General features: G+C 34.8%; 20 protein-coding genes and 1 pseudogene. 18 read left to right on the top strand and 3 right to left on the bottom strand.

Going from position 1 to position 24,038, the window contains the following annotated elements; all coding sequences use genetic code 11:
- Positions 1–501: 501 nt before the first annotated feature.
- The 7 genes and pseudogenes from SH601_RS01275 to SH601_RS01305 all read left to right on the top strand — a co-directional run.
- On the top strand, positions 502–1,110 hold the full coding sequence (locus SH601_RS01275; RefSeq protein ID WP_319956407.1) for a DUF8042 domain-containing protein: 609 nt from the start codon (positions 502–504) through the stop codon (positions 1,108–1,110).
- Positions 1,100–2,905, top strand: a complete 1,806-nt coding sequence (locus tag SH601_RS01280; RefSeq protein ID WP_319956408.1) for a motility associated factor glycosyltransferase family protein — start codon at positions 1,100–1,102, stop codon at positions 2,903–2,905. The genes SH601_RS01275 and SH601_RS01280 overlap by 11 nt, the downstream gene beginning before the upstream one ends.
- A complete protein-coding gene (locus tag SH601_RS01285; protein ID WP_319956409.1) occupies positions 2,898–4,094 on the top strand; it encodes a polysaccharide pyruvyl transferase family protein in 1,197 nt (398 codons plus the stop codon). The genes SH601_RS01280 and SH601_RS01285 overlap by 8 nt, the downstream gene beginning before the upstream one ends.
- A gap of 23 nt (positions 4,095–4,117) precedes the next feature.
- Positions 4,118–5,176 (top strand): N-acetylneuraminate synthase family protein, encoded by a 1,059-nt coding sequence (locus SH601_RS01290; RefSeq protein WP_319956411.1) that lies wholly within the window; start codon positions 4,118–4,120, stop codon positions 5,174–5,176.
- Complete coding sequence (neuC, locus tag SH601_RS01295; protein WP_319956412.1) at positions 5,173–6,312, top strand: UDP-N-acetylglucosamine 2-epimerase; 1,140 nt, start codon at positions 5,173–5,175, stop codon at positions 6,310–6,312. The genes SH601_RS01290 and neuC overlap by 4 nt, the downstream gene beginning before the upstream one ends.
- 20 nt (positions 6,313–6,332) lie before the next feature.
- Positions 6,333–7,658, top strand: a complete 1,326-nt coding sequence (locus SH601_RS01300; protein WP_319956414.1) for an acylneuraminate cytidylyltransferase family protein — start codon at positions 6,333–6,335, stop codon at positions 7,656–7,658.
- A gap of 89 nt (positions 7,659–7,747) precedes the next feature.
- Positions 7,748–7,904 (top strand): annotated as a pseudogene (locus SH601_RS01305) (IS110 family RNA-guided transposase); the annotation flags it as partial.
- A gap of 170 nt (positions 7,905–8,074) precedes the next feature.
- Here SH601_RS01305 and SH601_RS01310 read toward each other — a convergent pair.
- Positions 8,075–8,596, bottom strand: a complete 522-nt coding sequence (locus SH601_RS01310) for a hypothetical protein (protein WP_319956415.1) — start codon at positions 8,594–8,596, stop codon at positions 8,075–8,077.
- A 185-nt stretch (positions 8,597–8,781) separates the two neighbouring features.
- Between SH601_RS01310 and SH601_RS01315 the strand changes: the two genes are divergently transcribed.
- On the top strand, positions 8,782–9,657 hold the full coding sequence (locus SH601_RS01315) for a hypothetical protein (protein WP_319956416.1): 876 nt from the start codon (positions 8,782–8,784) through the stop codon (positions 9,655–9,657).
- 344 nt (positions 9,658–10,001) lie between these two features.
- Here the strand turns inward: SH601_RS01315 and SH601_RS01320 are convergent, their stop codons facing one another.
- Entirely contained in the window at positions 10,002–10,871 is an 870-nt protein-coding gene (locus SH601_RS01320; protein ID WP_319956417.1) for an AraC family transcriptional regulator, read from the bottom strand.
- Between the two features lie 302 nt (positions 10,872–11,173).
- Between SH601_RS01320 and SH601_RS01325 the strand changes: the two genes are divergently transcribed.
- The 5 genes from SH601_RS01325 (at position 11,174) to SH601_RS01345 (ending at position 16,778) form a co-directional block, all read left to right on the top strand.
- Positions 11,174–12,313, top strand: coding sequence for a DUF2264 domain-containing protein (locus SH601_RS01325; RefSeq protein ID WP_319956418.1), 1,140 nt, complete (start codon positions 11,174–11,176; stop codon positions 12,311–12,313).
- A 136-nt stretch (positions 12,314–12,449) separates the two neighbouring features.
- Entirely contained in the window at positions 12,450–13,382 is a 933-nt protein-coding gene (locus tag SH601_RS01330; protein WP_319956420.1) for a carbohydrate ABC transporter permease, read from the top strand.
- An 18-nt stretch (positions 13,383–13,400) separates the two neighbouring features.
- Positions 13,401–14,255, top strand: a complete 855-nt coding sequence (locus SH601_RS01335) for a carbohydrate ABC transporter permease (protein ID WP_319956421.1) — start codon at positions 13,401–13,403, stop codon at positions 14,253–14,255.
- Between the two features lie 41 nt (positions 14,256–14,296).
- Positions 14,297–15,679 (top strand): extracellular solute-binding protein, encoded by a 1,383-nt coding sequence (locus SH601_RS01340; RefSeq protein WP_319956422.1) that lies wholly within the window; start codon positions 14,297–14,299, stop codon positions 15,677–15,679.
- Positions 15,680–15,782: 103 nt separating this feature from the next.
- Positions 15,783–16,778, top strand: a complete 996-nt coding sequence (locus SH601_RS01345) for a hydroxyacid dehydrogenase (RefSeq protein ID WP_319956423.1) — start codon at positions 15,783–15,785, stop codon at positions 16,776–16,778.
- A 185-nt stretch (positions 16,779–16,963) separates the two neighbouring features.
- Here SH601_RS01345 and SH601_RS01350 read toward each other — a convergent pair whose 3' ends face one another.
- Positions 16,964–17,530, bottom strand: a complete 567-nt coding sequence (locus SH601_RS01350; protein WP_319956424.1) for a permease — start codon at positions 17,528–17,530, stop codon at positions 16,964–16,966.
- A 295-nt stretch (positions 17,531–17,825) separates the two neighbouring features.
- Between SH601_RS01350 and SH601_RS01355 the strand changes: the two genes are divergently transcribed.
- The 5 genes from SH601_RS01355 to SH601_RS01375 all read left to right on the top strand — a co-directional run bounded on the left by SH601_RS01355 (position 17,826) and on the right by SH601_RS01375 (position 23,946).
- Entirely contained in the window at positions 17,826–18,125 is a 300-nt protein-coding gene (locus SH601_RS01355) for a hypothetical protein (protein WP_319956425.1), read from the top strand.
- 118 nt (positions 18,126–18,243) lie between these two features.
- On the top strand, positions 18,244–18,660 hold the full coding sequence (locus SH601_RS01360) for a hypothetical protein (RefSeq protein WP_319956426.1): 417 nt from the start codon (positions 18,244–18,246) through the stop codon (positions 18,658–18,660).
- 213 nt (positions 18,661–18,873) lie between these two features.
- Positions 18,874–21,522, top strand: a complete 2,649-nt coding sequence (locus SH601_RS01365; protein WP_319956427.1) for a UvrD-helicase domain-containing protein — start codon at positions 18,874–18,876, stop codon at positions 21,520–21,522.
- Between the two features lie 163 nt (positions 21,523–21,685).
- Entirely contained in the window at positions 21,686–23,071 is a 1,386-nt protein-coding gene (locus SH601_RS01370; protein WP_319956428.1) for an amidase, read from the top strand.
- Positions 23,072–23,085: 14 nt separating this feature from the next.
- Positions 23,086–23,946: a methyl-accepting chemotaxis protein gene (locus SH601_RS01375; protein ID WP_319956429.1), complete on the top strand. Its 861-nt coding sequence runs from the start codon at positions 23,086–23,088 to the stop codon at positions 23,944–23,946.
- Positions 23,947–24,038: the final 92 nt, after the last annotated feature.

Consider the following 24,038-nt stretch of genomic DNA (forward strand, 5'->3'; position numbering starts at 1 on the left):
TCATAGTAGGAGCATTCTATTTGATAATCTATATTAATTTCATACTATTATCGGCACAGATAGAAGATTCTTGCTTGAACGTTATTAATCTAGTGTTAAATACATTGCTATACATCCTAGTGGCTAGTGTATTTGCTTTTATATGTGAAAAAGTTATACATACGTGGAAAAAGAATGTTCAAGTAAAAAAATGGTATCGGCTAGCGAGAATATGCAATATACGGATATATAAATCGAATGCTAGTAGTTCAGAAAAGACAATCGATAATGATAAAAATGAGGGAGAAACAAGTGCTTCAGATGCTGAGATAATCTTGTATCTGATAACGGGAATCTGTATAGCAATAATAATTTTTCTATTGTTTCATAGTATATTTTGTGTGAATCATGTTGAATTGTTAGAGAAAATATCTTCTTTTTGTCCGTAATCCTTTCTTGCTATTTAATTTTCTCCATTCTCAACCGATATAATACATACAAGTATTTTCAAGGAGGACCACTATGCAATTAACACTAAATGATAATCAAAAGTCACTTACAATAGATGAAGATATTACTGTAGAACGTGTAATTGAAGCGATCAATCAATTAATCGGAACGGAATTGATCTTCAGTCACCTTATTATTGATAATCAGGAAATTTATTCGGATCATCATTTATACATAGAACGATATATCGACGAGATTTTGCAGATAAAAGTCATTGCTAAGACAAAGTCTGTTTACATAAATGAAACATTACTATCAGCAGAAGAATATTTGCAAAATGCACTACCTGCAATAGATACATTGGTTGAACAATTTTATCAGGGTGTTGAAGCAGATACATGGAATAGATTTCAACAGATGACTGACGGGATACAGTGGTTGATGGATGTGATTGCAACAGTCGATAAATTTATAGAAAGACCAAGTGACTGGGTGTCATATGTAGAAATCTATCAACAATTAGAGAGTAATGTGGCAGAATTAGCAGAAGCGGTTGAGAATCAAGATACGATCTTAATTGTTGATATTGTTAACTATGAAATGAAACCATTACTAGAACAATTACAGCAGTTATTAACAAAGACTATTGACCAAGAAGGAAGTCGAACAAATGTTAATTGAAAATAGAGATTTTTTACGTTTGAAGAATCGTCCGTTATTAGAACAATTGAATACAATGGAAGATGAGACAGACACTACTATAGTAGAAGATTCTAAGCAAGGGGTTCCAACGCTTAAAGTAGAGGTAGAAGGAAAATATAAGTATATTCATAGTAAATATAATCCTGAACAAGAAGTAAGTAGAGTAATAGAACAGTTTGAGGTAGAAGGTGATGCTGAGCATATCATCGTATTTGGTGCGGGATTAGGTTATCATATTCCTTTACTAGCGAATAAGTTTCCACAATTAACTTTTACTATTTATGAACCGAATATGGAGATAGCTAAGCAGTTTCTAACAAACTTTTCTTTGAAAAAATATGGAGCAGTTCAACAATTCATTCATGATAAAGCACAATTATTTAATGAATTGCCGAATCTTGCTACTAAGTATAGTAATGTGGTGAGGATCTTTTCGTTACCGTCTTATCGTCAGATTTATCAATTGGAGTTGGATGAGGTATATGAAACTTTAAAAAAAATATTAAAAGGTAAAGTAGCTAGCATTTCTGTTAATGCTAACTTTCAACAGAGATGGATTATTAACGCAGTAACGAATTTTACAAAAGTAATCAGTACTCCTAATGTATTAAGGGATTTAGACGAGAAAAACTTTGTAGGTAAGCCGGCGATTATAGTTTCCGCTGGACCTAGTCTAAATGAAGAATTTGAGAATTTAAAATATATAAAAAAAAATAAATTAGCCTATATTTTTTCTGTAGGATCAGCTATAAATGCTTTGATCGAACATGAAATATACCCTGATGCGACATGTTCATATGATCCAAAAGAACGGAATCAACGTGTATTACAAAAGTTGAAAGACAAGAAGTTGACTAATATTCCTCTAATATTTGGAAGTACGGTCGGGCATGAAACTCTATACGATTATCCAGGTGAGTTACTACATATGGTTACTAGTCAAGATACATTTTCAAACTATCTTCTAACAGAAAAAAATGCAACTCCACTTATACAAGATGCATCATCCATTGCTTTGCTTACTTTTCAGTTACTCGCGAAAATGGGATTCTCTTCAATATATTTAGTAGGACAAAATTTATCGTTTCAGAATAATCAACGTTTTGCTGAGGGTGTTCCATATAATAATCAAGTTACCGAAAATCAAAAACTTCATGAAATTGAGTCAGTTGAAGGTGACTTGTTATATACAGATGATGGATATTTAACAATGAAGAATCAGCTAGAAGTACTAATTAAGAGCACGCCGCAGGTAACGGTCTATAATACTACGAAGAATGGCGCAAAAATAGCAGGAACTAAGTTTTTGCCATTAGCAGTTGTGATTCAAGATCATTTGACAGAAAAGGTAGTTAACAATGATTGGAATAAAGCAGTTAAATCATATAATCATGAGTTGATTGATCAAAGATTGAGTTCTTTAGTAAAATATAAAGAAGAAGTAATTACTAAAATAGAGGAAGTAGAATCATTAATACAAACCTTAAATAAGGATGAACAAAAAAATAACAATAAGTTAAGAAGATTAGATAAAAACATTAAAAAAATAACAGGTAATCTTTATTTCACTACTATTATTTCGCCAATGATGAGAGTTCAAATAGATAATATAAGTAATGAACTAAAACGTTTAGATTACCAAGAAAATGGGATAGAGAAGATTGACCGAATCATAATGATTTACTCGAAATTGATTGCAACTATGAAGGTCACAGAAGCTACGGCAGCCGCTTATTTTAATCAAACAACAAATGAGGTGTTAACACATGACTGATACTGTTACAGTTTTACATATTGCTAGTTTTCACGGAAATATCGGCGATAATGCAAATCATAATGGATTTAGAAGAAAGCTAAAGCAAATTTTAACAGCGGATATTCAACTGGATGAATTAGAAATTCGAGAATTTTATCAATCATGGGCAATGCGAGATTTCAACTCTAAAGAATTTATTGATATGTGTAATCAGTATGACCTAGTTGTGATCGGTGGCGGAAATTTCTTTGAATTAAAATGGGATTATTCGGTGACTGGAACAACTATTAATCTTTCAGAGGATACACTAAAGCAAATTGATACACCGATATTCTTTAATGGGTTGGGATGTGATATTGCTAAAGGTTCTAGTCAGCAAACGATAGAAAAATTTGAACATTTTATGGATTTATTAACAAAGTCGTCGAAGTATTTAGTTAGTGTACGTAATGATGGCTCTATGAAAACTTTACAAAAATTGTACGGTGATAAATATCAAAATAGCATCCATAAAGTAGCTGATGGTGCATTTTTTATGGAGGCAAATAGAACCAATTTTCCCGAAATAAATCCCGAATATAGAGTTATTGGTGTAAATGTTGTTTCTGATATGAAAGATATTAGATTCAACGAAGTGGATGAAGACGATATTGGATATATAGACTTTGTAAAAGAATTAGGGAAGTATCTTACTGATTTTCTTGTGGAAAATCCAACGTATCAGCTTGTTTTATTCCCACATATCTACAGTGATTTAAGAGCGATAGATGATGTATTAAATAGGATAGATGATAAAGTCAGAAGAAAACGAGTAACAGTTGCTCCGTATTTAACAGGTGAAGGGGCCGAAACATATATATTTAGTCTTTATCAACAATGTGAATTAATATTAGGGATGAGATTCCATAGTAATGTTTGTTCAATTGCTCAAAATATTCCTACAATAGGACTGAATAGTTATAAGAAAATTCATGATTTATACTCAGAATTGAACTTAGTGGATAGAGTGATTGATGTAAATAAGAAAGACTTTGCTAAATTATTGAATGCCCAAGTAAATGATACATTGGCAAATAAACATAAAATAATAGAACAATATCGTCAAGTTAATCACAAAATACAGAAAGAGACAGATGAATTTTATGCAATAGTGAAGGAATGGGCACAGAGCAATAAGATAATTCGATGCTCATTTTCCTATGAATAGAAGTAATGAAAGGAAGAAAAATAATGGCTTTAATAGAGATTGGGAATAGGAAAATAGGAGACGGTTATCCACCTTTAGTTATCGCTGAAATTGGTATTAATCATGAAGGATCATTGAAAATTGCGAAAGAAATGGTAGATGCAGCTTATAAAGCTGGTGCTGAAGTCATAAAACATCAAACACATATTGTAGATGATGAGATGAGTCATAAATCTAAAATGGTTAAACCCGGGAACAGTGATTCTTCTATCTATGATATTATGTCTCGATGTGCTTTATCAGAAGAAGAAGAAATAGAGCTCAAAGAATACATTGAATCAAAAGGAATGATTTTCTTAAGCACTCCCTTCTCACGTGCAGCAGCAGATCGTTTAGAAAAAATGGGAGTTGTAGCGTATAAGATAGGATCGGGCGAAATGAATAATTTTCCTTTGCTAGAACATATAGCTTCTTTTGGGAAGCCGATGATCGTGTCAACAGGTATGAATGAATTGAGTACGGTAAAAAAAGCAGTAAAATGCATTGAAAAATATCAGCTTGATTATGCTTTACTTCATACAACCAATTTATACCCTACACCGCCAAATTTGGTGCGCTTAGGTGCCCTTCAGGAAATGATGAGAGAATTTCCTAATTGTGTAATTGGATTATCAGACCATACGGTTAATAATAATGCATGTCTTGCAGCAGTTGCATTAGGGGCCAATATTTTGGAAAGGCATTTCACAGATACAATCAAACGAACAGGACCAGATATTGTATGTTCAATGACTCCTGAAAAAATGAAAGAACTAATTGCTGGAGCAAATGAAATATCACAAATGCGAGGTGGAAAGAAAGAGGCTGCGGAAGAAGAGCAAGTAACCATGGATTTTGCATTTTCTACAATTGTTACAATTGATAATGTGAAAAAAGGGGATATTTTCACTGAAAAAAACATATGGGTTAAACGTCCTGGTATAGGAGGAATCAAGGCTGAAGATTTTCAATCTGTACTAGGAAAAAAAGCAACAAGAAATATCAGTATAGATGAGCAGTTGAATTGGGAAGATGTGTATTTGGAAGAGGAGATAACAAGGTGAATAAAAAGATTGTATTTCTGACTGGAACAAGGGCTGACTATGGAAAATTAAAATCATTAATGAAACGAGTAGAGACACATGAAAAGTTCACACTTTATATTTTTGCCACAGGAATGCATTTACTGTCTAAATATGGTTTAACATATCAAGAAATAGTGAAAGACGGATTTAATAATATTTATTCATTTATTAATCAACAGAATAATAGTCAAATGGATATCGCATTGAGTAATACAATTTTAGGATTTAGTAACTACATTTCAGAAGTTAAGCCTGATCTAATAGTGGTTCACGGTGATAGATTAGAGGCACTTGCTGGTGCAATTGTTGGTGCATTTAATAATATTAAAGTGGCACATATAGAGGGTGGAGAAGTATCAGGTACAATTGACGAATCAATAAGGCATGCAATTACAAAATTTGCTCACATTCATTTTGTTGCAAATGAAGAAGCTAAAAAAAGGGTTCTACAATTAGGTGAAGTTGAAAATTCCATACATGTTATAGGTTCACCGGATATTGATATTATGAATTCTACTAGTTTACCTAAGATAGAGACAGTGAAGGAGAGATACACTATACCTTATGAAAATTACTCTATTTTGATATATCATCCAGTTACAACGCAATTATTTTCATTACAGAATAAAGTAAAAAACGTAGTGAAGGCAATACTACATTCAGAAAAAAATTATATTGTTATTTATCCAAACAATGATGAAGGTTCTTCAACTATTCTCGAGGAATTCAATAAATTTAAAAATAAAAAGAACATAAAACTTTTTCCATCATTACGTTTTGAATATTTTCTTACTTTGTTAAAACATAGCGATTTGATAATTGGTAATTCTAGTACGGGAATACGAGAAGCATCAATATATGGTATACCATCTATTGATATAGGAAACAGGCAAGAAGGTCGTTATAATGTGGAAAACTCGAATAATATAACACATGTTGAAGAAAATGTTACTGAAATAACTGAGGCGATAGATAGTCTAACAAACAGTAGATTTGAACCACTCTATCTTCATGGTAATGGTGACAGTGAAGATAAGTTTATTCAATCAATAGAGAATGATGGAATATGGAATATGGAATATCAGAAAAAATTTATTGATATAGGAAACTTGTAATAAATAACAGGAGTGAAAAAATGTATAATGATAATCGATTTATCATATTGATTCCTGCTAGAGGTGGGAGTAAGGGTATACCTAATAAAAATATTATTAATGTCAAGGGTAGACCATTGATTGATTTTACGATTTCCGAAGCATTAAAAAGTAAATATGCTGATAAAATAGTAGTTAGTACAGATTCACATAGTATTGCAAAAATTGCAAAAGATTGTGGTGCTGATGTTCCTTTTTTAAGACCAATTGAATTAGCAACTGATAAGAGTAAAACAATTAACACAGTTACTTATACTCTTGAGAAATTAAAGGAATCAGGACAACAATTTGATTATGTTGTATTATTGCAACCAACACAACCGTTAAGAAAGAGTTTTCATATAGACGAAGCGATTGAGTTAATTGTTGAAAAAAAAGAACAGTCACTTGCAAGTGTTTCTTTAGTGAAAGACCATCCTATTTTAATGAGAACAATTAATGAACAAGGACAATTGGTTAATTTGCTAAAAGAAAATAGTACGGTAAGGAGACAAGATTTTAGTACATATTATAAGATTAATGGATCTATTTATATAAATAAGATAGATGCAAACTTAAACGTTAATACTAGTTTGAATGATAATTCCGTGCCATATATAATGGATGAACAATATGATTTGGATATTGATGAGCCTTTTGATTTGGAAGTGTTGAAGTTGTTAAAAAATTATTCGGGAGAGGATCTGTATATGCCTGAAAAGAAGCAGTTGTTTTCAATAAAGGCAATGAAAGAGAAAATTAATGAAAATAATAGAGAATTTATTGATAATTGCTTCATACCTTTCTTTAAAGACTGGAACACTAAATATAGGGAAGGACCTATAAAAGATAAAGCACCGAAAATAAGTATACAAAAAATTAAAAAGAGAGAAGATTTGAAGTTTATAGGAGAAAGAGCAGTTGGATTTTATGTGATTTTAACTGACTACATTGAAAGTGAATGGGAAAATCGCAATGTATGTAAGTTTACTTTGCAAGACAAGTGTGAGGTAAAAGCTATTTATCGAGGCGAAACTGGAGGAAATGGACGGGAACGTTTAGAGAGTCATCTTTTTAAGAAACAGTATGATAATAATAAAGGCAAAAAAACTTCATATAGCGTATGCTTAAAGCTTAAACAAGGTGGGCAAAATGGTCAAAATATAGATGAAGATGAAAAACTTAAAAACTCTAGCTGGTATGTAGCATTTTTTGTATTGAGTGGATCAGATAGCACAATACGTAAGCTAGTAGAAAAGGCATTTGATGAAGTGTATGAAAAACCCATTTGTAGTCGAGAAAATTACATAGCAGTCCCTAATCGATAGGGATTTAGGAGTATTACGAAGTTTTTAACCTACTGCAAGAATCTGAGCAAGTAAGTGCAGGTAGAAAGCAATTGTGATTAAAAAGTGATAGTGAATATCAAGCGTTCTATCAAAAGAAATATCAAGAAGTAACGAAGCATCAACATAAACGAGCTCTCGTCTTAACCGCAAGAAAATTAGTACGATTTTTTTTCGCTACTAAAAACCAATCAATTATATATTGCACCTGAAAGGGGAGAGCGTTAAGCAACGCTCTTCCTTACAAAATCGGGGTCTATCACATCCGAATTTTGTAAAAGTTTGTGGGGTTTCTTTAATGAATCCTTTTTTAAGCTTAAGACACAAGAGAGTAAAAATAATTTCCAATTCTTTATGATTTTACTCTTGACTATTTACCACTGTGCTTTATAAAGATATTATTTAAGACTAATAATTTTCACACCATTTACTGCTTCCTGAAGTTCTAACCTAGGCACTAACCTCCCAACGGTAATATAAAAATCCCCATTACCAACTGGTGTTGAAGTCTCCCTTTCTTTAAACTTATTAATATTATCAATAAACCAATTTCTTGTATCTGGCATTGGTAAAACGTGAAGCTCCATAGGTCCAACAAAATAATATAAAACATAATCAGCTTGAGTATAAATAAAACACCCTGGAGTTCCTTTACTTTTATTACTAACCGTCTCTAAAAAGTAATTACCCGTACCATAATACCTATCACCTTTAATTTCAATGGTAGTGGTTCGTATCTCTCCCCTGTTATTTTTCCATTTCCATATTAAATCGATATCAATGGCTTGATAAGCACCATCGTCTTCCACATTTAATACCTCAACTGTTTCTGCTTTTGAGTATAGGAACTGTTCTATATCATTTGAAGCCTTTTTGGCTACACTCATACCATCATTCATAGAATATTGTTTCCTGCTCATATAATTCCTCTCCTTTGTATTATTTAAATATCACATTTGATAAAATATACCTTATTTTCTTTTAACTCCTATTATACAATAATTATCTGTTTTAATGTAAGCATAAGATAGTGCCCACATTCCAAGCATCGATTAAGTGGCAATTAAATGTAGTATCGAATAAGATTGCCGATAAGAAGGTACTTTTGGATACATTAAAACATCCCAATTTTTCCATTGTAAAATCTAAAGAATCATTTTATAACATGTGGGCAGATATCGTCTTACAAGAACTGAAAAGGATTATATATGCGGAAATAGTAGAGTTTCGATTTTCGTTTAAGCATGATACGGATGAACCAAAAATAGAGGACCACATTATTCGATTGCTGGAGTTATATAGTCCCGGGCAAATCTATTGTCTTTTTTGGATGGCAATTAGACAAGCAGATAATAATCGAACGTCCGGTACATGGGGCAACTATACGTATCATCATATAGACTTTATCCTGAAAAAAGTGGAAGAAACCGAGAGCAAAAAACAGAAAATGAATGAACCAATCAAATCATTTGATTACCCAAGAAATTTGAATACAACGCTATTGACCAATATTTTCTTTCAAGAAGTTGCACGTGAGTCAAATTGGTTTGATAACCGTATTCCTGGAAAAGAGCTAGTTGGTTTACATGATAAAAAAATACCATTTTATGATGACTTGAAGGATAGAGAAGTACAAACGTTTAATGGCTTAGGCATTATGGAGATCAACTATTATTACTTTACTTCTTATGGCGTAGTGATTAATGATGGGTTAGTTGATTGGTTATTTGCAGATGAGAAAACGCTATATTCTATTGCTCAACAAGTAGGATTTAGCGGTACGGAAGACGTATCAGAATCAGCCTATCTTCATTTGAATGTTCCATATTATATACACGAGATTTATTCAACTAGGTATCTATTGAGTTTGGTTCAATTTCTTGTTGATTCTGAATATGAACAATATTTACCACCAAAAGATGCAATGTATAAAGATAGATTAGAAGGTGAATTGCACGATAACGAGCATATTCCCTTTTGAAATAATTATTCAACTGAATTATTGCTCATAGTTTAGTAGTAATATTAAAGCTATGATTATAATTAAATTAGCACAGAGTGCATGATTGATAGCAGTTTGTTGTATTGGAATTTATTTTGACTTACGGAAAGGGTAGCACACATCAGATATTGGTGAGTGCTACTCAACTTGGTTTGTTTATTCGATCATATAAATGGTTAGAACTCGAGAATATTGTTCGCCAAAACAGATTAGCTACTCGTAGTATGAAATGTGTGGTTTCACAAAATATATGCACAAGCTCTTGAGTCTCCTATCTAATGGTTATCGAGAAGCCATAGAATCAATCTCTTAGCATCCCCATTCTAACTACGAACACTCTGATGTGAAAGCCTATATTGATGCGGCGTGGTGCCAATCAATTTCTTAAACACATGTATAAAATAAGATGTACTACCCAACCCTACACTTTCTCCAACTATTTCAATAGGTTGGTCAGTTGTCTGTAGTAATTGACATGCTTGCTTAATTCGACGAATGGTAATATATTCGGTCAAACTACTCCCTGTTTCACGTTTGAATACTCTTGATACATATGATTTAGATAAGTGTAGCTCACTTGATAATCGATTCAAATCAAATGACTCCATATAGTGTTCTTCTATCCAGTGCATAATCTTCTCTGAATAGTGAAGGGAACGCAATTTGTTAGTAGAAGTTGCATCGCATTTTACTTCATTCATGTTGGAACGGATACATGAGAGTAATTGCATAAGAAAAAGTTGGCTATCTTCTTCCCAACTACTAGTTTGTAATGAGTTTTGAAACGTTTCACAGATCTCGTATATGTAATTATAGGTATTTTCTAAATCAAATGCTTGTGGCTCATTAACTCCATTTTGCAATTGTTTTAATAGAGTATGAAGACTAGGGAATAAATGCAAATGTTTGCCGAGCGTTAACGGATCAAAGTGTATGACACTACGCTCATAAGGAGTGCTCGGAGATACTTCCACATTAATTCTATGTAATTGAAAAGGTTGAAAAAAGAAAAGCATCCCTTTTTTTATTTCATAAGTTTGTTGATTTACAATGACACGCCCTTGTCCTCGATGTACAAATAATAATTCACAGCCTTGATGCCAGTGATAAAATCCTTGAAAATCTCTTTCAGAAACCCGACGATGCACCCAAGTAAACGGATTCAAATCAATTTGTTGAAATAAATGGTTCATTATATCCCCTCCGTATTGAAAAGATGATAAAGTATAGATATTCTCTTCATCATACTATACTTCAGTAAAAAAATTTTGTTTTAAAATGTTTTCATGTAGAAGAATGTGGTGCTGGTGTTTTATATATTGAACAATTAAAGGACTAGCCAATAAACTTCTGTTGCATTGATTAAGAGTTAATATTAACCAAATAGACTGAGTGCAACAGAGCGATATTTTTGTTTATTATACAACAACTTTTAGGAGATTTCTCCAGTTATAATATAGGTGAAAAATAAAAAATTTGTGAGGAGGGTGGACGTATGGTAGACACTAGTGATCGTGAATATTGGTTAAAGACCATGTTACAAATTGCTGATCCAGTCCTAAATTCTTTAGCGAATCAACAATTGAAGCAACTTATGCCTGTAGAGGCTAATACGGAAGGTCGAAAAGATTATAGTCATTTGGAAGCGTTTGCTAGATTAGTTTGTGGGATGGCTCCTTGGATTGAAAGTGGTCCTGAAGAAGGAAAGGAAGGAGCGTTAAGAAAGCAGTATGCAGAATTAATAAGAGATGGAATAAAAAATGCAACGGATTCGCTATCACCAGACTATATGAATTTTTCAGATGGTCATCAACCTATTGTTGATACGGCTTTCCTTGCTCATGCGTTAGTACGTGCACCTAATGAACTGGTGCAGAAACTAGAGCCGAATGTAAAGCGTAACATTGTAGAAGCTTTAAAACAAACACGTAGTCGCAAGCCGCATTTCAACAATTGGTTGTTGTTCGCTGCGATGATTGAAACGGCCTTATATTTGCTTGATGAGGATTGGGATCGAATGCGGATCGATTATGCATTGAAGCAGCATGAACAGTGGTATGTAGGTGATGGAATATATGGAGATGGTCCAGCGTATCATGCGGATTATTATAACAGTTATGTGATTCAACCGATGTTGGTCGACATTGTAAATCATCTAGCTCATCTTTCTCCTGATTGGCTTGAACAGAAGTACAAAATCGATGAAAGAGCAACAAGGTATGCGGTCATTTTAGAGCGTAGTATTTCACCAGAGGGTACATTTCCTGTTGTAGGTCGTTCGCTAGCATATCGTTTTGGAGCATTTCAGCATTTAGCGCAAATGGCTTTGCAGCATAGGTTAGGCGATAGCCTCAAACCAGCGCAGGTACGATGCGCATTAACAGTAGTTATGAAAAGAATGATAGAAATGCCTGGTACTTTTGATGATGAAGGATGGCTCCAAATTGGTTTATGTGGTCATCAACCGGATATAGGAGAATTTTATATTTCTACGGGAAGTTTATATTTGTGTGCGACTGTTTTTCTACCGTTAGGATTGTCAGCGGAGGATCCTTTTTGGCAAGGAGAAGAAGATTGGACAACGAAAAAAGTATGGGCAGGGCAGCCGGTGTCAATGGATGGTGCTTTACACTGATATTTAGCTAGCTTTTTTGTGTAAGAGGAGTTTATAGAAGATACAGTTAGAAAATAAGTCTGTAAAACAAAAGTTAAAATGATAACGCTATCATTTTGAAGGGGTAGTGTTCATCTTTTTAAGAAAGGAGAAATATATGGCTAAGCATAATGTCGACATAAGTGCGAATGGAGAAGCTACGGTAAAAGTTAAAGCGGTTAACTCCAAAAAGAGAACATCACAACTGACTTGGTATGTTTTTCTAATCCCAAGTTTCCTAGGTATATTACTTTTTATGGTATATCCTATCTTCGAATCTTTAAGACTAAGTTTTTATCAATCAAATGGGACAATAGAAACTTTCATTGGTCTCAAAAACTTTCAAACGGTTTTGACATCAGGTCCGTTTTGGAACTCTGTTTGGAACACCTTTTATATTGGGATATTTCAAATAATAATTACAATCCCGTTAGGTTTTATCTTTGCATCCTTAATAAATTCAACTGCGAGAGGTAAAAACTTTTTCAAGGTTATTTATTTCTTGCCAAATGTAACGTCAATTGTTGCAGCAGCAATGATATTCGCATTTGTACTGCATCCTGAAATGGGGATAGTAAACTATGTTCTAGAATCCGTAGGGTTACCAGCACCGAAATGGTTATCAGATCCTTCAACATCTAAATGGGCAGTAATATTGCTAGCAGTTTGGCATTGGATCGGGTTTGTTATTATTATTTGTCTTGCGAATTTGCAAGCAATCTCTCCTGAAATGTATGAGGCTGCAAAAATTGATGGAGCAAGTGGTATTCAGCAGTGGTTCTTTATTACCATTCCTAACATGGCTGGCACATTTGCCTTTTTGTTAATCACTGGATGGATTGGAGCATTACAGCGATTTAACGAGGTGTATGTTTTAGGAGGACCAAACGGAAGTCCTGCCAGATCGATTCAAACAATGGGAGCCTTTATTTATGAGCGTGGCTTTACTGGCTTTGAGTTTGGTGTTGCTTCCGCTGCTACGTACATTATGTTTATGATTATTCTTGTATTTACATTTCTTAATTTAAAAATTTCGAAGATGAAGCTTTAACAGAAAAGAGGGGAATATATGTTTAAAACGATGACCCACAAAAAAGCTGAAAAAATAACAATGTATGTTAAATTTACCGTTCTCTTAGTCTTTGGAATAATCCTAATGGCGCCGTTCATTTGGATGGTTAGTGTAGGATTTGACCGTACCGCTAATATAGCGATGCCATTTCCTCCACGTTTAATTCCTGAAGAAATATCAAGTTTTAACTTCGGAATCGTGATGGAAAATGGACGATTAATACAATCCTATATTAATTCAGCTATTGTTACGATTACGTCCGTTTTAATAGGTGTATCGTCTTCCCTTTTGGCTGGATATGCATTTTCAAAAGGGAGATTCAAAGGCAAGAAAGTCCTTTTTGTTCTTGTACTTTGTACATTAATGATACCGATGGAACCTCGATTGATTCCATTATATAAACTGTTTAATTCTGTAGATTTATTAAATACGTTTTGGCCACTAGTATTACCACCAATTATTAATGGAATGTTGATTTTTCTCTGTAAACAGTTTTTTGATCAATTACCAGATACATTGAGGGAAGCGGCACAAATTGATGGAGCAGGGGAATTTAAGATTTTCTTCAGAGTCTACTTTCCACTTGCGGGGCCCATTGCTGCGACGATGGTGATTTTAGCATTTATTTGGAGTTGGAATGACTTTCTCTGGCCACTAGTTGTATTGAATAGTCAAGATTTACACACGGTCCCACTTTATTTAGCTAGTTTCTCCTTAGAGAATGGTACTAGTTTAGGAGGACTTACAATGGCTTTAGCAACCGTAAGTGTACTGCCTATTATTGTTTTATATTTGTTTTTACAAAGATACATTATCCAAAGTATTGCCTTGAGTGGAGTGAAGGGTGAATAAGCAAGTATTAATTAAAAATGCATATATCAGGAGGTAGGACAATGGTTAAAAGATTATTAAAAAAAGATTCATTGTTGACGCTGGTGCTTCTGTTTTTGTTTATTTCCGTTCTTGCAGGTTGTAGCTCTGGGTCAGATGAGAACTCTGGAGCTAGTGATAACGGAGAAACAGCAGGTGGTGATTGGGATGGGCAAAAAGTTAAGGTTCAGTTAATAGGTGACTTTTCAATGGAAGATTCAACAGATCCGATTACAGGGGAAACGACTCCGGGATTGACGAACTTGAAAGAAGAGTTTGAAAAGCAACACCCTGGTGCAACGGTTGAATTTATTCTAATGCCTTGGGAAGGTTACACAGAAAAAACACAGTCGATGTTAACTTCAGGTGATGCGGATGTTTATCAAATGCCTGGTATTGCTGATTTTGCAGCACAAGGTATATTAGAACCGCTTCAACCATATATTGATGAAGATGATGAATTTAGTACAGATATTTTTATTGATCAACAAGTAGAAGGTTGGAAAGCTTTAGGACCTGATAGTAGTGAACTAGAGATTTTTGGTTTACCGTTCTTCGGTGATGCGCGCTTTATTACGTATGATAAGAAATTATTTGATGATTGGGGAGTAGAATATCTTTCTGACAATCCAACCATGGAAGAAATTCATGATAAAGCTGCACAAATGACTGGTACGAATCCAGTAACAGGTGAACAAAATTATGGTGTTTGGTTCCGTGGAGATTGGTCTTCTGCCTTTACATTAATTAATGCGGCGGAAGGAATAGATGGAAGATGGGGAACAGGTTTCGCATGGGATGAAGTTGAGTTTGAATTTGATTCTCCTGAAATGCTTGAAGCACTAAATTGGTTGCTTGATATGCAAGAATTAGCACCGGAAGGTATTGTAAGTAACCAAGGTAATGAGAAATGGATGACGCAAGATAACAATATTGCCATTATGTTAAGCACGGGGCCTGGAGAATTAGTAGAACAAACCCAAGCTCAAGGATTAGAAGATCGCATTGCTATTGCACAAGAATTTAAGAATGAAGAGGGAATGGGTGGTTTATTTGCTGGTAGTCCATTAACCATTGCCAAAGATAGTGAAAACAAAGATTTAGCATGGGAATGGTTAAAATTTGCTACTAGTGATTTTGCTCAGGAATATTTCTATGAAACTGGTGCATTTCCATCTGTTAAATCGGCACTTGAATGGGAAAGTGTAAAGGAACATGAAGAATTGTTAGGCCCTGTCTTTGAAGCGATGGCAACACCATATATACCAAGATATCATTGGGCAGCAGGGCAACCAAGATTTATCCTAACTTCAGAGGTTGAATCTGCTTTAACCGGTAAACGAAGTGCTGAAGAAGCGTTGGAAAAGGCTCAAAAAGAAAGTACGGAATGGTTAGAGAATAGATAGAATCATTGAAGTATCCATAGGAAGGAGGGTATATTTATCCTCCTTCTTATCAATTAGTGATAGTCAGCACTACATTATTTCAGTCTAAGAAGGGGTGACAACGATGGTAAAAGGGTTATATGTTATGAACCAAGATGCATTTGAATGGGTATACCCAGAAAAAGTACGGAATGAAATGGCGAAGTTATCAGATATCGATCGGTTACCGATGAACACAGAACAGCTTCGACAAGATCTGTCCGTCTTAAAGGAAGTAGAAGTGATTTTTTCTGGTTGGGGTGGCCCTAAGCTTGATCAGCGATTACTTGATGCAGCACCAAATCTAAAAGCTTTTTTTTATGCTGCCGGATCGCTCAAAAATATCGTAACAGACGCTGCTTGGGAACGTGAATTGTTAATTACTAATGCAGTGAAAGCAAATGCTATCCCGGTTGCGGAATTTGTGTTATCACAGATCTTATTCTGTTTAAAGAATGGTTGGGCATTTACTAGAAACATAAGAAGGACTAAACAGTTTCCACAAAAACCTTTTATAATCCCAGGTGCATTCGGAAGTACGGTTGGCATCATTTCACTTAGTACTGTAGGTAGAATGGTGTGTGAGCTACTGAAGCCTTTTGATATTAAAGTTTTGGGATATGACCCATATGTAAAAGAAGACGAGGCAAAAAAGTTAGGTGTGGAGCTTTGTAGTTTAGAAGAGGTTTTTAGCAAATCAGAGGTAGTTTCTTTACATACTCCGTTATTGAATGAGACAAAGGGAATGATAGGGAAAGAGCATTTTGTTCAAATGCTTCCAAACGCTAGTTTTATTAATACATCTCGAGGGGCTATCGTGAGAGAAGTTGAAATGATTGAGGTTTTGCAAGATAGATCAGATATAACGGCTGTCTTAGATGTTACGTTTCCAGAACCACCAAATCAACAATCTCCGCTGTACCATTTAGAAAATGTCGTATTAACACCACACTTAGCAGGAAGTGAAGGGAAAGAATGTGGAAGATTAGGTTATTATATGCTAGAGGAGTTTAAGAGATATATAAACGGTGTTCCTTTACAATGGCAGGTTAAGCAAGAACATTTTCATGTTTTAGCTTAAGTATAAAGGAACACTAGCTTGCTTTATTTATGAGAAGAGTGAGAAGGTTTGTTGCTTGGAGAGCTTATCTTCTGAAAGTGACCGTTTCTCTTTAGTGGACCGAACTATTATAACCGTAGCGTGTGCAATGCCTACGGTTTTTAATAGTATGTTTTTATACCTGATCACTGATTGTACCAACTACACTATAAAAAAACATCAATGCCTAAAGAAAGAAAAAGAAATACTGTCATCACACAGCCAGCCACAATTCCTTTCACTTTGTGCTTAGGTCCAGAAGATTTGATTGCGTATTGGAAATACAGGATGGAACCAATAGTAATAAGCAGGAATTCGACTAGAATACTTGCAGGTACAGACTGCCATAGTCCCAAGCCAAGAAGCGGAAAATCACCTACATTGCCTGGCAGAATAGCTATATCTGGTCTGTGAACAATCAAGTCTAACACCCAGTGGCTAAATATAACAGCACCGATAATCACTCCTGATTTTTTATCCCATAATTTAAAACTAATAAATCCAAAAAGAAGCGAAAGTATTAGTGCCCCGACTAAAGAATGGGTGTAGAATGCATAAATCATCATACTAGCATAACCACCCTCACCGATAGGTTCCATATATTCCAGTCCGGCTAAATCAAATAGAATATAGAAGATATCAAGTAATTGGGTACTGACTAGTAGAGACCATAGTGGTAATTTTGGTGCTTTACTTTTTACTGCAGCGGCAACGCCAAAGTGACCTGCGAACATAATAAACACCACCTCAAGTATGGAGGATAGTTCATATCATCCAATTTTACTTATAATTATAACGTAATGAGGCATTGTTAAATGTAAACTTTTGATTAAATTGTTCGTATGTTAGAGTGTAAATCACTATTCTTAAGCTATACGACAACGTAAATCAGTATAACTATTCATCAAAATTATTTACATGACAGCAAGATGAAGTTTGTAAGCTAGTTAATGTGGAGAGTATGGTTAAAACCTTCATTCAAGGGTATATAAATAAAACAAGAAATTGTTCTTTTTACCCTGTGGAGGTTTGAAAGGATTAGGCGAATTGGATGTAGTTGGACTAAATTTCAAAACGAATACAGCCTATTTATGTGAAGTTACGACGCATATTAGAGGTTTACAGTACGGTAATAATTTGGAAACAGTCCAGAAGATTAAGAAAAAACATGAAGTGCAAAAAGAATATGCAAATATAATTCTATCCAATTTTTCTAATAAGGTATACATGTTTTGGTCTCCTTATGTCCAGATAGGGTATACAACGAATGAATTAAAGAAGATAGATATGTTAGAAACGGTTATTAATAAAGATTATACTGCTCGCTAATGAAATGAAAGAAATTGCTGCTAATAATACGAATGATTTAGGGAATCCCTTTTTGCGGACATTGCAAATCTTAGAACACTTACGATGAGCTATCAATTCCATACAAGGAGATGAGCATATGAGGGGAAAACTAAGAAGGTTTAGTATTGGGGATACGGTTAGAATAAAGATCGATTTACAAGCGGGAGAAACATATTATGATAGTGTGACGAATGGTAAAGATGTTTTTACACTAAGAATGAGCACCAATTGCGGGGAAATTTGTCAAATAGCTGCCTTCACAACAGTTGGATACCAATTGGATATTGATGTGCTTCACACGTATACAGATACAATGCTTGAACCAGTGGATAGACCTGGAATTTATCAGAAAGACGTGGAGACAATTGTAGCGAAAACAAAGATTGCTTTTTATCGAAAAAAAGTAGATGAAGCCCTTGAACAGAAACTATATGAAAAGGATCCATTGGTGCTTCAGAAGTTAGTTGATGAGTATAGGAAGTATGTGGAGCAGTTAGAGACAGAAGAGAGTTAGAATCAATCGGGTGATTATTGATCCAGTATTTATGCTCTGGATCAATTAATTTGTGAAAAAACTTATAAAATGCCCCCTTTACTAAAGATATCCCTGCTTGTTTTTTCGTGCCAAACATTCGTAACCTCCACTAATTATCCTCCAAACCACAAATCATGTTAAAATAGTCGGTATGCGACAACGTAAATTAGCCTCAGGAGGGTTATCTAGAATATGACTGATTTTTCTACATTAACTCCATATGAATTAGGAGAAACGAATCAACAAGAAGCAATTCCTTTTCTATTAGCTTATTTAGAAAAAGGGGAGGATAACGAAAAAAGATTAGCAGCATCAGCTATTGCAAAACTTGCCAAACAGTTATCAGATGAATGTAAAGAAGCTCTTCCGTTCCTTTTACAAAACTTATCATCTGAGCAGTCACAAGTACGTCAATATACGTTAAAAGCGATCCATACATTAGCTTTGAAAAAAGGTGACGTGACGAAAGAAGATGTAGCGTTAATTGAAAAGATAAAAGAAACTGATCCAAAAGAATACAATCAGTCCAGTGCTCGAAAGATTATAGAGCAGTGGTCTTCAATGATAGAACGTGGAGAGTCAACTGTAACGAACCAACCTGCATCACAAAACTCGCCATCTAGTACAACCAAAAAAGAAATCGAAGAGGCCGAACTAGCAAACACTCAAACAACGGTGGAATTAGTATCTGACGAACAAGTAGATGCTCCTTATTTTCGTGCTCTAGAGGCTAAGGGAATAAAGTTAAATGAACCTCAGTTACATGCTGTACGCCACTTTAACGGCTCTTCTTTAGTGTTGGCTGGTGCAGGGAGCGGGAAAACACGAGTTCTTTCAACAAGAGCAGGCTATTTGATTTCTGTACATAAGGTGAATCCCAAACAAATTCTACTACTCACATTTACCAAAAAAGCTGCAGAGGAGATGAAAGAAAGAATCGCGGATTTGCCAGGGCTTAGTCAATCATTGGTACGTGGTATTACTAGTGGTACTTATCATTCTATCTTCCTCAGAATACTAAGAAGTCAAGGAGATAACCGCAGAATATTATCATCGGAAAGGCAAAAACATACTTCCTTGAAAATAATTATGAAGGAATTACAAATGGATGACTATGAGCCAGAGTCATTACTGGAGGTTTTGTCACATTACAAAAATAATATGACGCAAGTTCATCAGATTCCGGTAAAATCATCGGTTGATAAGGAAGTCAAAAAAATATTGCAAAAGTATGAGCAAATGAAACAAACGAATGGTTATATGGATTTTGATGACATCTTATTAGATGCTTACTTTTTTCTACGGCAAAATCCGAATTATCTCAGATTGCTTCAACAAAGGTTTGCATACGTATTATGTGATGAGTGGCAAGATACCAATCCGATACAATATGAATTAGTTCAAATGATTGCCAAACTGCAAGACAATCTATTTGTGGTGGGAGACGATGACCAGACGATCTATGAATTTAATGGTGCCGATTCCTCTATCATTTTAAACTTTACGAAAGATTATCCGAAAGCTAAAACCTTTCATTTAAATATTAATTATCGTTCGACAACAAGCATTGTAGGGTTAGCAAATAAGGTAATAGCGTTTAATGAAAAACGTTACCAAAAAAAGTTGAAAGCAACGAAAGAAAGAGAAGATGAACCATCTTTTCTCCGGCTAGATTCGTCAGATCAAGAAGCGGAAATGATTATCGAGAAGATGTTGCATGATGTGAAACAAGGGAAACGGTCATTTAGAGATTTTGCGATCCTTTATCGCACTAATAGTTATAACAGAGCAATTTTTGACCAATTAGTATTAAAGGATATCCCTTTTGTTATTTACGGGGATTCGAATAGTTTTTATGAACAATCGGTGGTAAAGCCTGTGATTGACCACTTAAGATTAGCGATGGACGGGCAAGATATCGAGGCAGTTAAAGGGGTATTGCCTTCTCTTTATTTGAATCGAGAGAAATTGACTGCATTCATTCAAGATAGAGAACGGTTCGATCCAAAAGAAACATTACTAATGCATGCTATTGATTATCCAAATTTAAAAGAATTTCAAAAAAATCAAATCCTTCATCGAATCAAACTGATACAAAATTTGAAAGATATGAAGCCGATAAAAGCTGTACAAGCAATTCGAAAAGTATATGACAAATATTTAGATGCCCTTCAAGAGAAAAACGTTACGGTACATAAAGAAATGTTAAAAGAAACGCTTTTCGAAATAGAATCAGCAGCTAAACGCTTTGATACTATCCATAATTTTTTAGCTTTTGTAACGGAAATTATTACAAAGAATCAGCAGATGGAAGAAATGCGCAAAGATCTTAAAGTAGATGCAGTTAAACTAATGACGATTCATAAGTCAAAAGGACTGGAGTTTCCGGTTGTTTATTTGGTTGGTGCTTCTGAAGATATTCTACCACATAGTTCTGTTGAGAATGGTCAGGAGATAGAAGGTGAGCGTCGTCTTGCATATGTCGCTATCACAAGAGCGGAAGAAGAATTATATGTTAGTTCACCTGCCCAATATCGAGGTGGTAAGGTAGGAGCTTCGAGATTTATGAAAGAAGCGTTCTCCATTCCTGAAGAACAAACATCGGAAAAGTCTCGTGCGACAAAGAGGGTTTCAATTAACAAAAATCCATCTAAAAAATCAGCTGCTACTGTACCTAAACAAACCGCAAAGGTATTAGCATGGGACTGTACTAGTGTTACCTGTAATGCTTGGATACGGATTACTTCACACGAAGATACCATTCAAGAACAAAAACAATGTCCCATTTGCGGTGAAGCGATGGAACAGCGTGAAAAAGAAGTAACAGTGAAGCAAAAATGAGTATGAGGAACATTTGGAAAATCCATATATAACCATTTCAATTCGAGAAATAGTTATTTTGAATGATCTATCTATTGGTGAAGAACAGCCAAATTTCTCTTTCTTATTCTGTTCAGGCTTAAAATATGATGAAATAGTCCGATAGAATAAGGGAGGGGGAGGAATGAAAGTGAAGCAGGTGTTAACATTAGCGGAAATTTTACAAGGATATAAGCAAAAAGAATTTTCGCCTATTGAGATCACAGAAATGTATCTCGACAGAATTGAACGAGTGAATAAGAAGATAAATGCATTTATTACCGTTTCATCAGAGCATGCATTAAACCAAGCTAAGACGACTACAACTGAGTGGATGAAAGGCTATCAGTCCCTACCATTACAAGGAATTCCTATTTCCTATAAAGACCTTATTAATACGAATGGAATTGTCACGACGAGTGGTTCTCAGATTAATCAACAATATGTACCACATTCAGATGCAGACGTGGTTCGTCAACTTGATCATGCAGGAGCTATAAATCTAGGAAAAAATAATCTACATGAATATGCTTTTGGGATTACTTCAACCAATCCGTTTTATGGAGCGGTGAGAAACCCTTGGAATGTTGATTATATTCCGGGTGGATCGAGTGGAGGTTCGGCTGCTGCAGTAGCGGCTCACTTAGGAGTTGCTTCAGTTGGTACAGATACAGGTGGCTCTATTCGAATTCCAGCTGCTGCAACAGGTGTTGTTGGTATGAAACTTACTAAAGATAGGCTGAGTACCAAAGGGATTCAAGGAATTTCCTGGTCATTAGATCATGTAGGGCCAATGACATTGAATATGACTGATATGGCAATGATGCTAGAAGCTTTAACGAATAAACCATATCAGAAGCACTGCCGTTCAGATATTCGCGGCTTGAGAATTGGTGTACCAACTAACTTTTTTAATGAACATATAGAGCCAGAAGTGTATGATTTATACAAAAAGGCACTTAAAGAATATGAACAACTTGGTGCTATTTTAGTAGATATTGATTTACTATTTGCAGAAGAAGCTAGCAATCTTGTGTTTGTCCTGGCGATTGCAGAAGGTGGATATCTTCACCGTGACAATTTGGCTAATAAGATCGATCAGTTTGGAGAAGATGTCAGAGCTTTATTGGTAAGCCATGAACAATACACAGCGATGGATTACATACATGCATTAAATAAGCAGGAACAATTCAAAAGCCAAGTCGATGAATTATTTGTAAATGTTGATGTCATCGCAACCCCAACATTGCCTGTAAGTCCGCAACGAATTGGTGCTGAAATGGTGAAAACAAATGGACTTGAGGAAGATATCTTCTCGTGTATGACAAGATATACACGTTTATTTAGTTTAACCGGACACCCTGCATTATCGATTCCTATGGGACTAACAGAAGCAGGTTTACCAGCAGGCTTACAACTTGTAGGTCCATATAATCATGAATCTGTTTTAGTGAGAGCTGGCTATGCATTTGAAGTGAATACACTAGTCGATTTTTATAAACAACGAACAATTAATGCTGAAAATTTATAAATGGAGGGAATAAGATGACCAATTATATTTTAGAACAAATTCAATCTGAAAAATTGCGTAAAGTTGTAGAAATGGGACCGATCATTAGTGAATTATTGCAAAAGGAAAATATCTTAATTGGAATTGTTGATATGGAGCAATATTTGTATTATGCACCTGGAACTACGCTAGATGCACAAGTAAAAGTAGGGGACCCTTTCTATGAGCATGATTTATTTGGTCAAGTGATCAAAAATCGAGAACGAACAGTGATTAAGACACCTCCAGAATACGGTGCTCCGTTTAAAGGGGTGGGCATTCCGATTTTTGATGAAGGAGAACTTGTTGGTTGTATCGGGATTGGAATTAGTCTCGATCAAGAATATGAATTCCTGGATATTATTAATAACCTTGAAAGTATTTCGGATGTTGTACAAGACAAAGCACATACCATGCTGGCACAAACAGAGCAACTTTCGGCAACGACAAGAGAGATCGCTACATATGCGGACAATGTGGAGAAAAACTCTAGTGAAATTCATGAAGTGACACAAATTATCAATAATATTGCGGAGCAATCGAATTTACTTGGATTAAATGCTTCAATTGAAGCAGCGCGAGCTGGAGAGCATGGTAGAACATTTTCTGTTGTAGCAGATGAAATTCGAAAAATGGCATCAGGTTCTGCAGAAGGCTCACAAAAAATTAACGAGGTAATTAAGGATACCTTGAATAATATTCAAAAAACCTCTGAACAACTTTCGGAATTAGCTCAAGCAGTAGATACACAAGAAATGGATGCAGAAACCTTTTCTAGTACGACGGAAGAACTAAATCAAATAACTAATTCGTTAAAAAGACACATTGAAGTGTTAACAAATGATGTGAATGAATAGATGATTATTTTTTTAAAGCCCCCTCGTTAATGAGAGGGTTTTTAACTATTATATACCTTACTTCATCATTCAAAATAATTGACCTTGTAAAT

Origin of the sequence: Gracilibacillus pellucidus (assembly GCF_033949965.1) — a bacterium.
GTDB lineage: Bacteria > Bacillota > Bacilli > Bacillales > Amphibacillaceae > Gracilibacillus > Gracilibacillus pellucidus.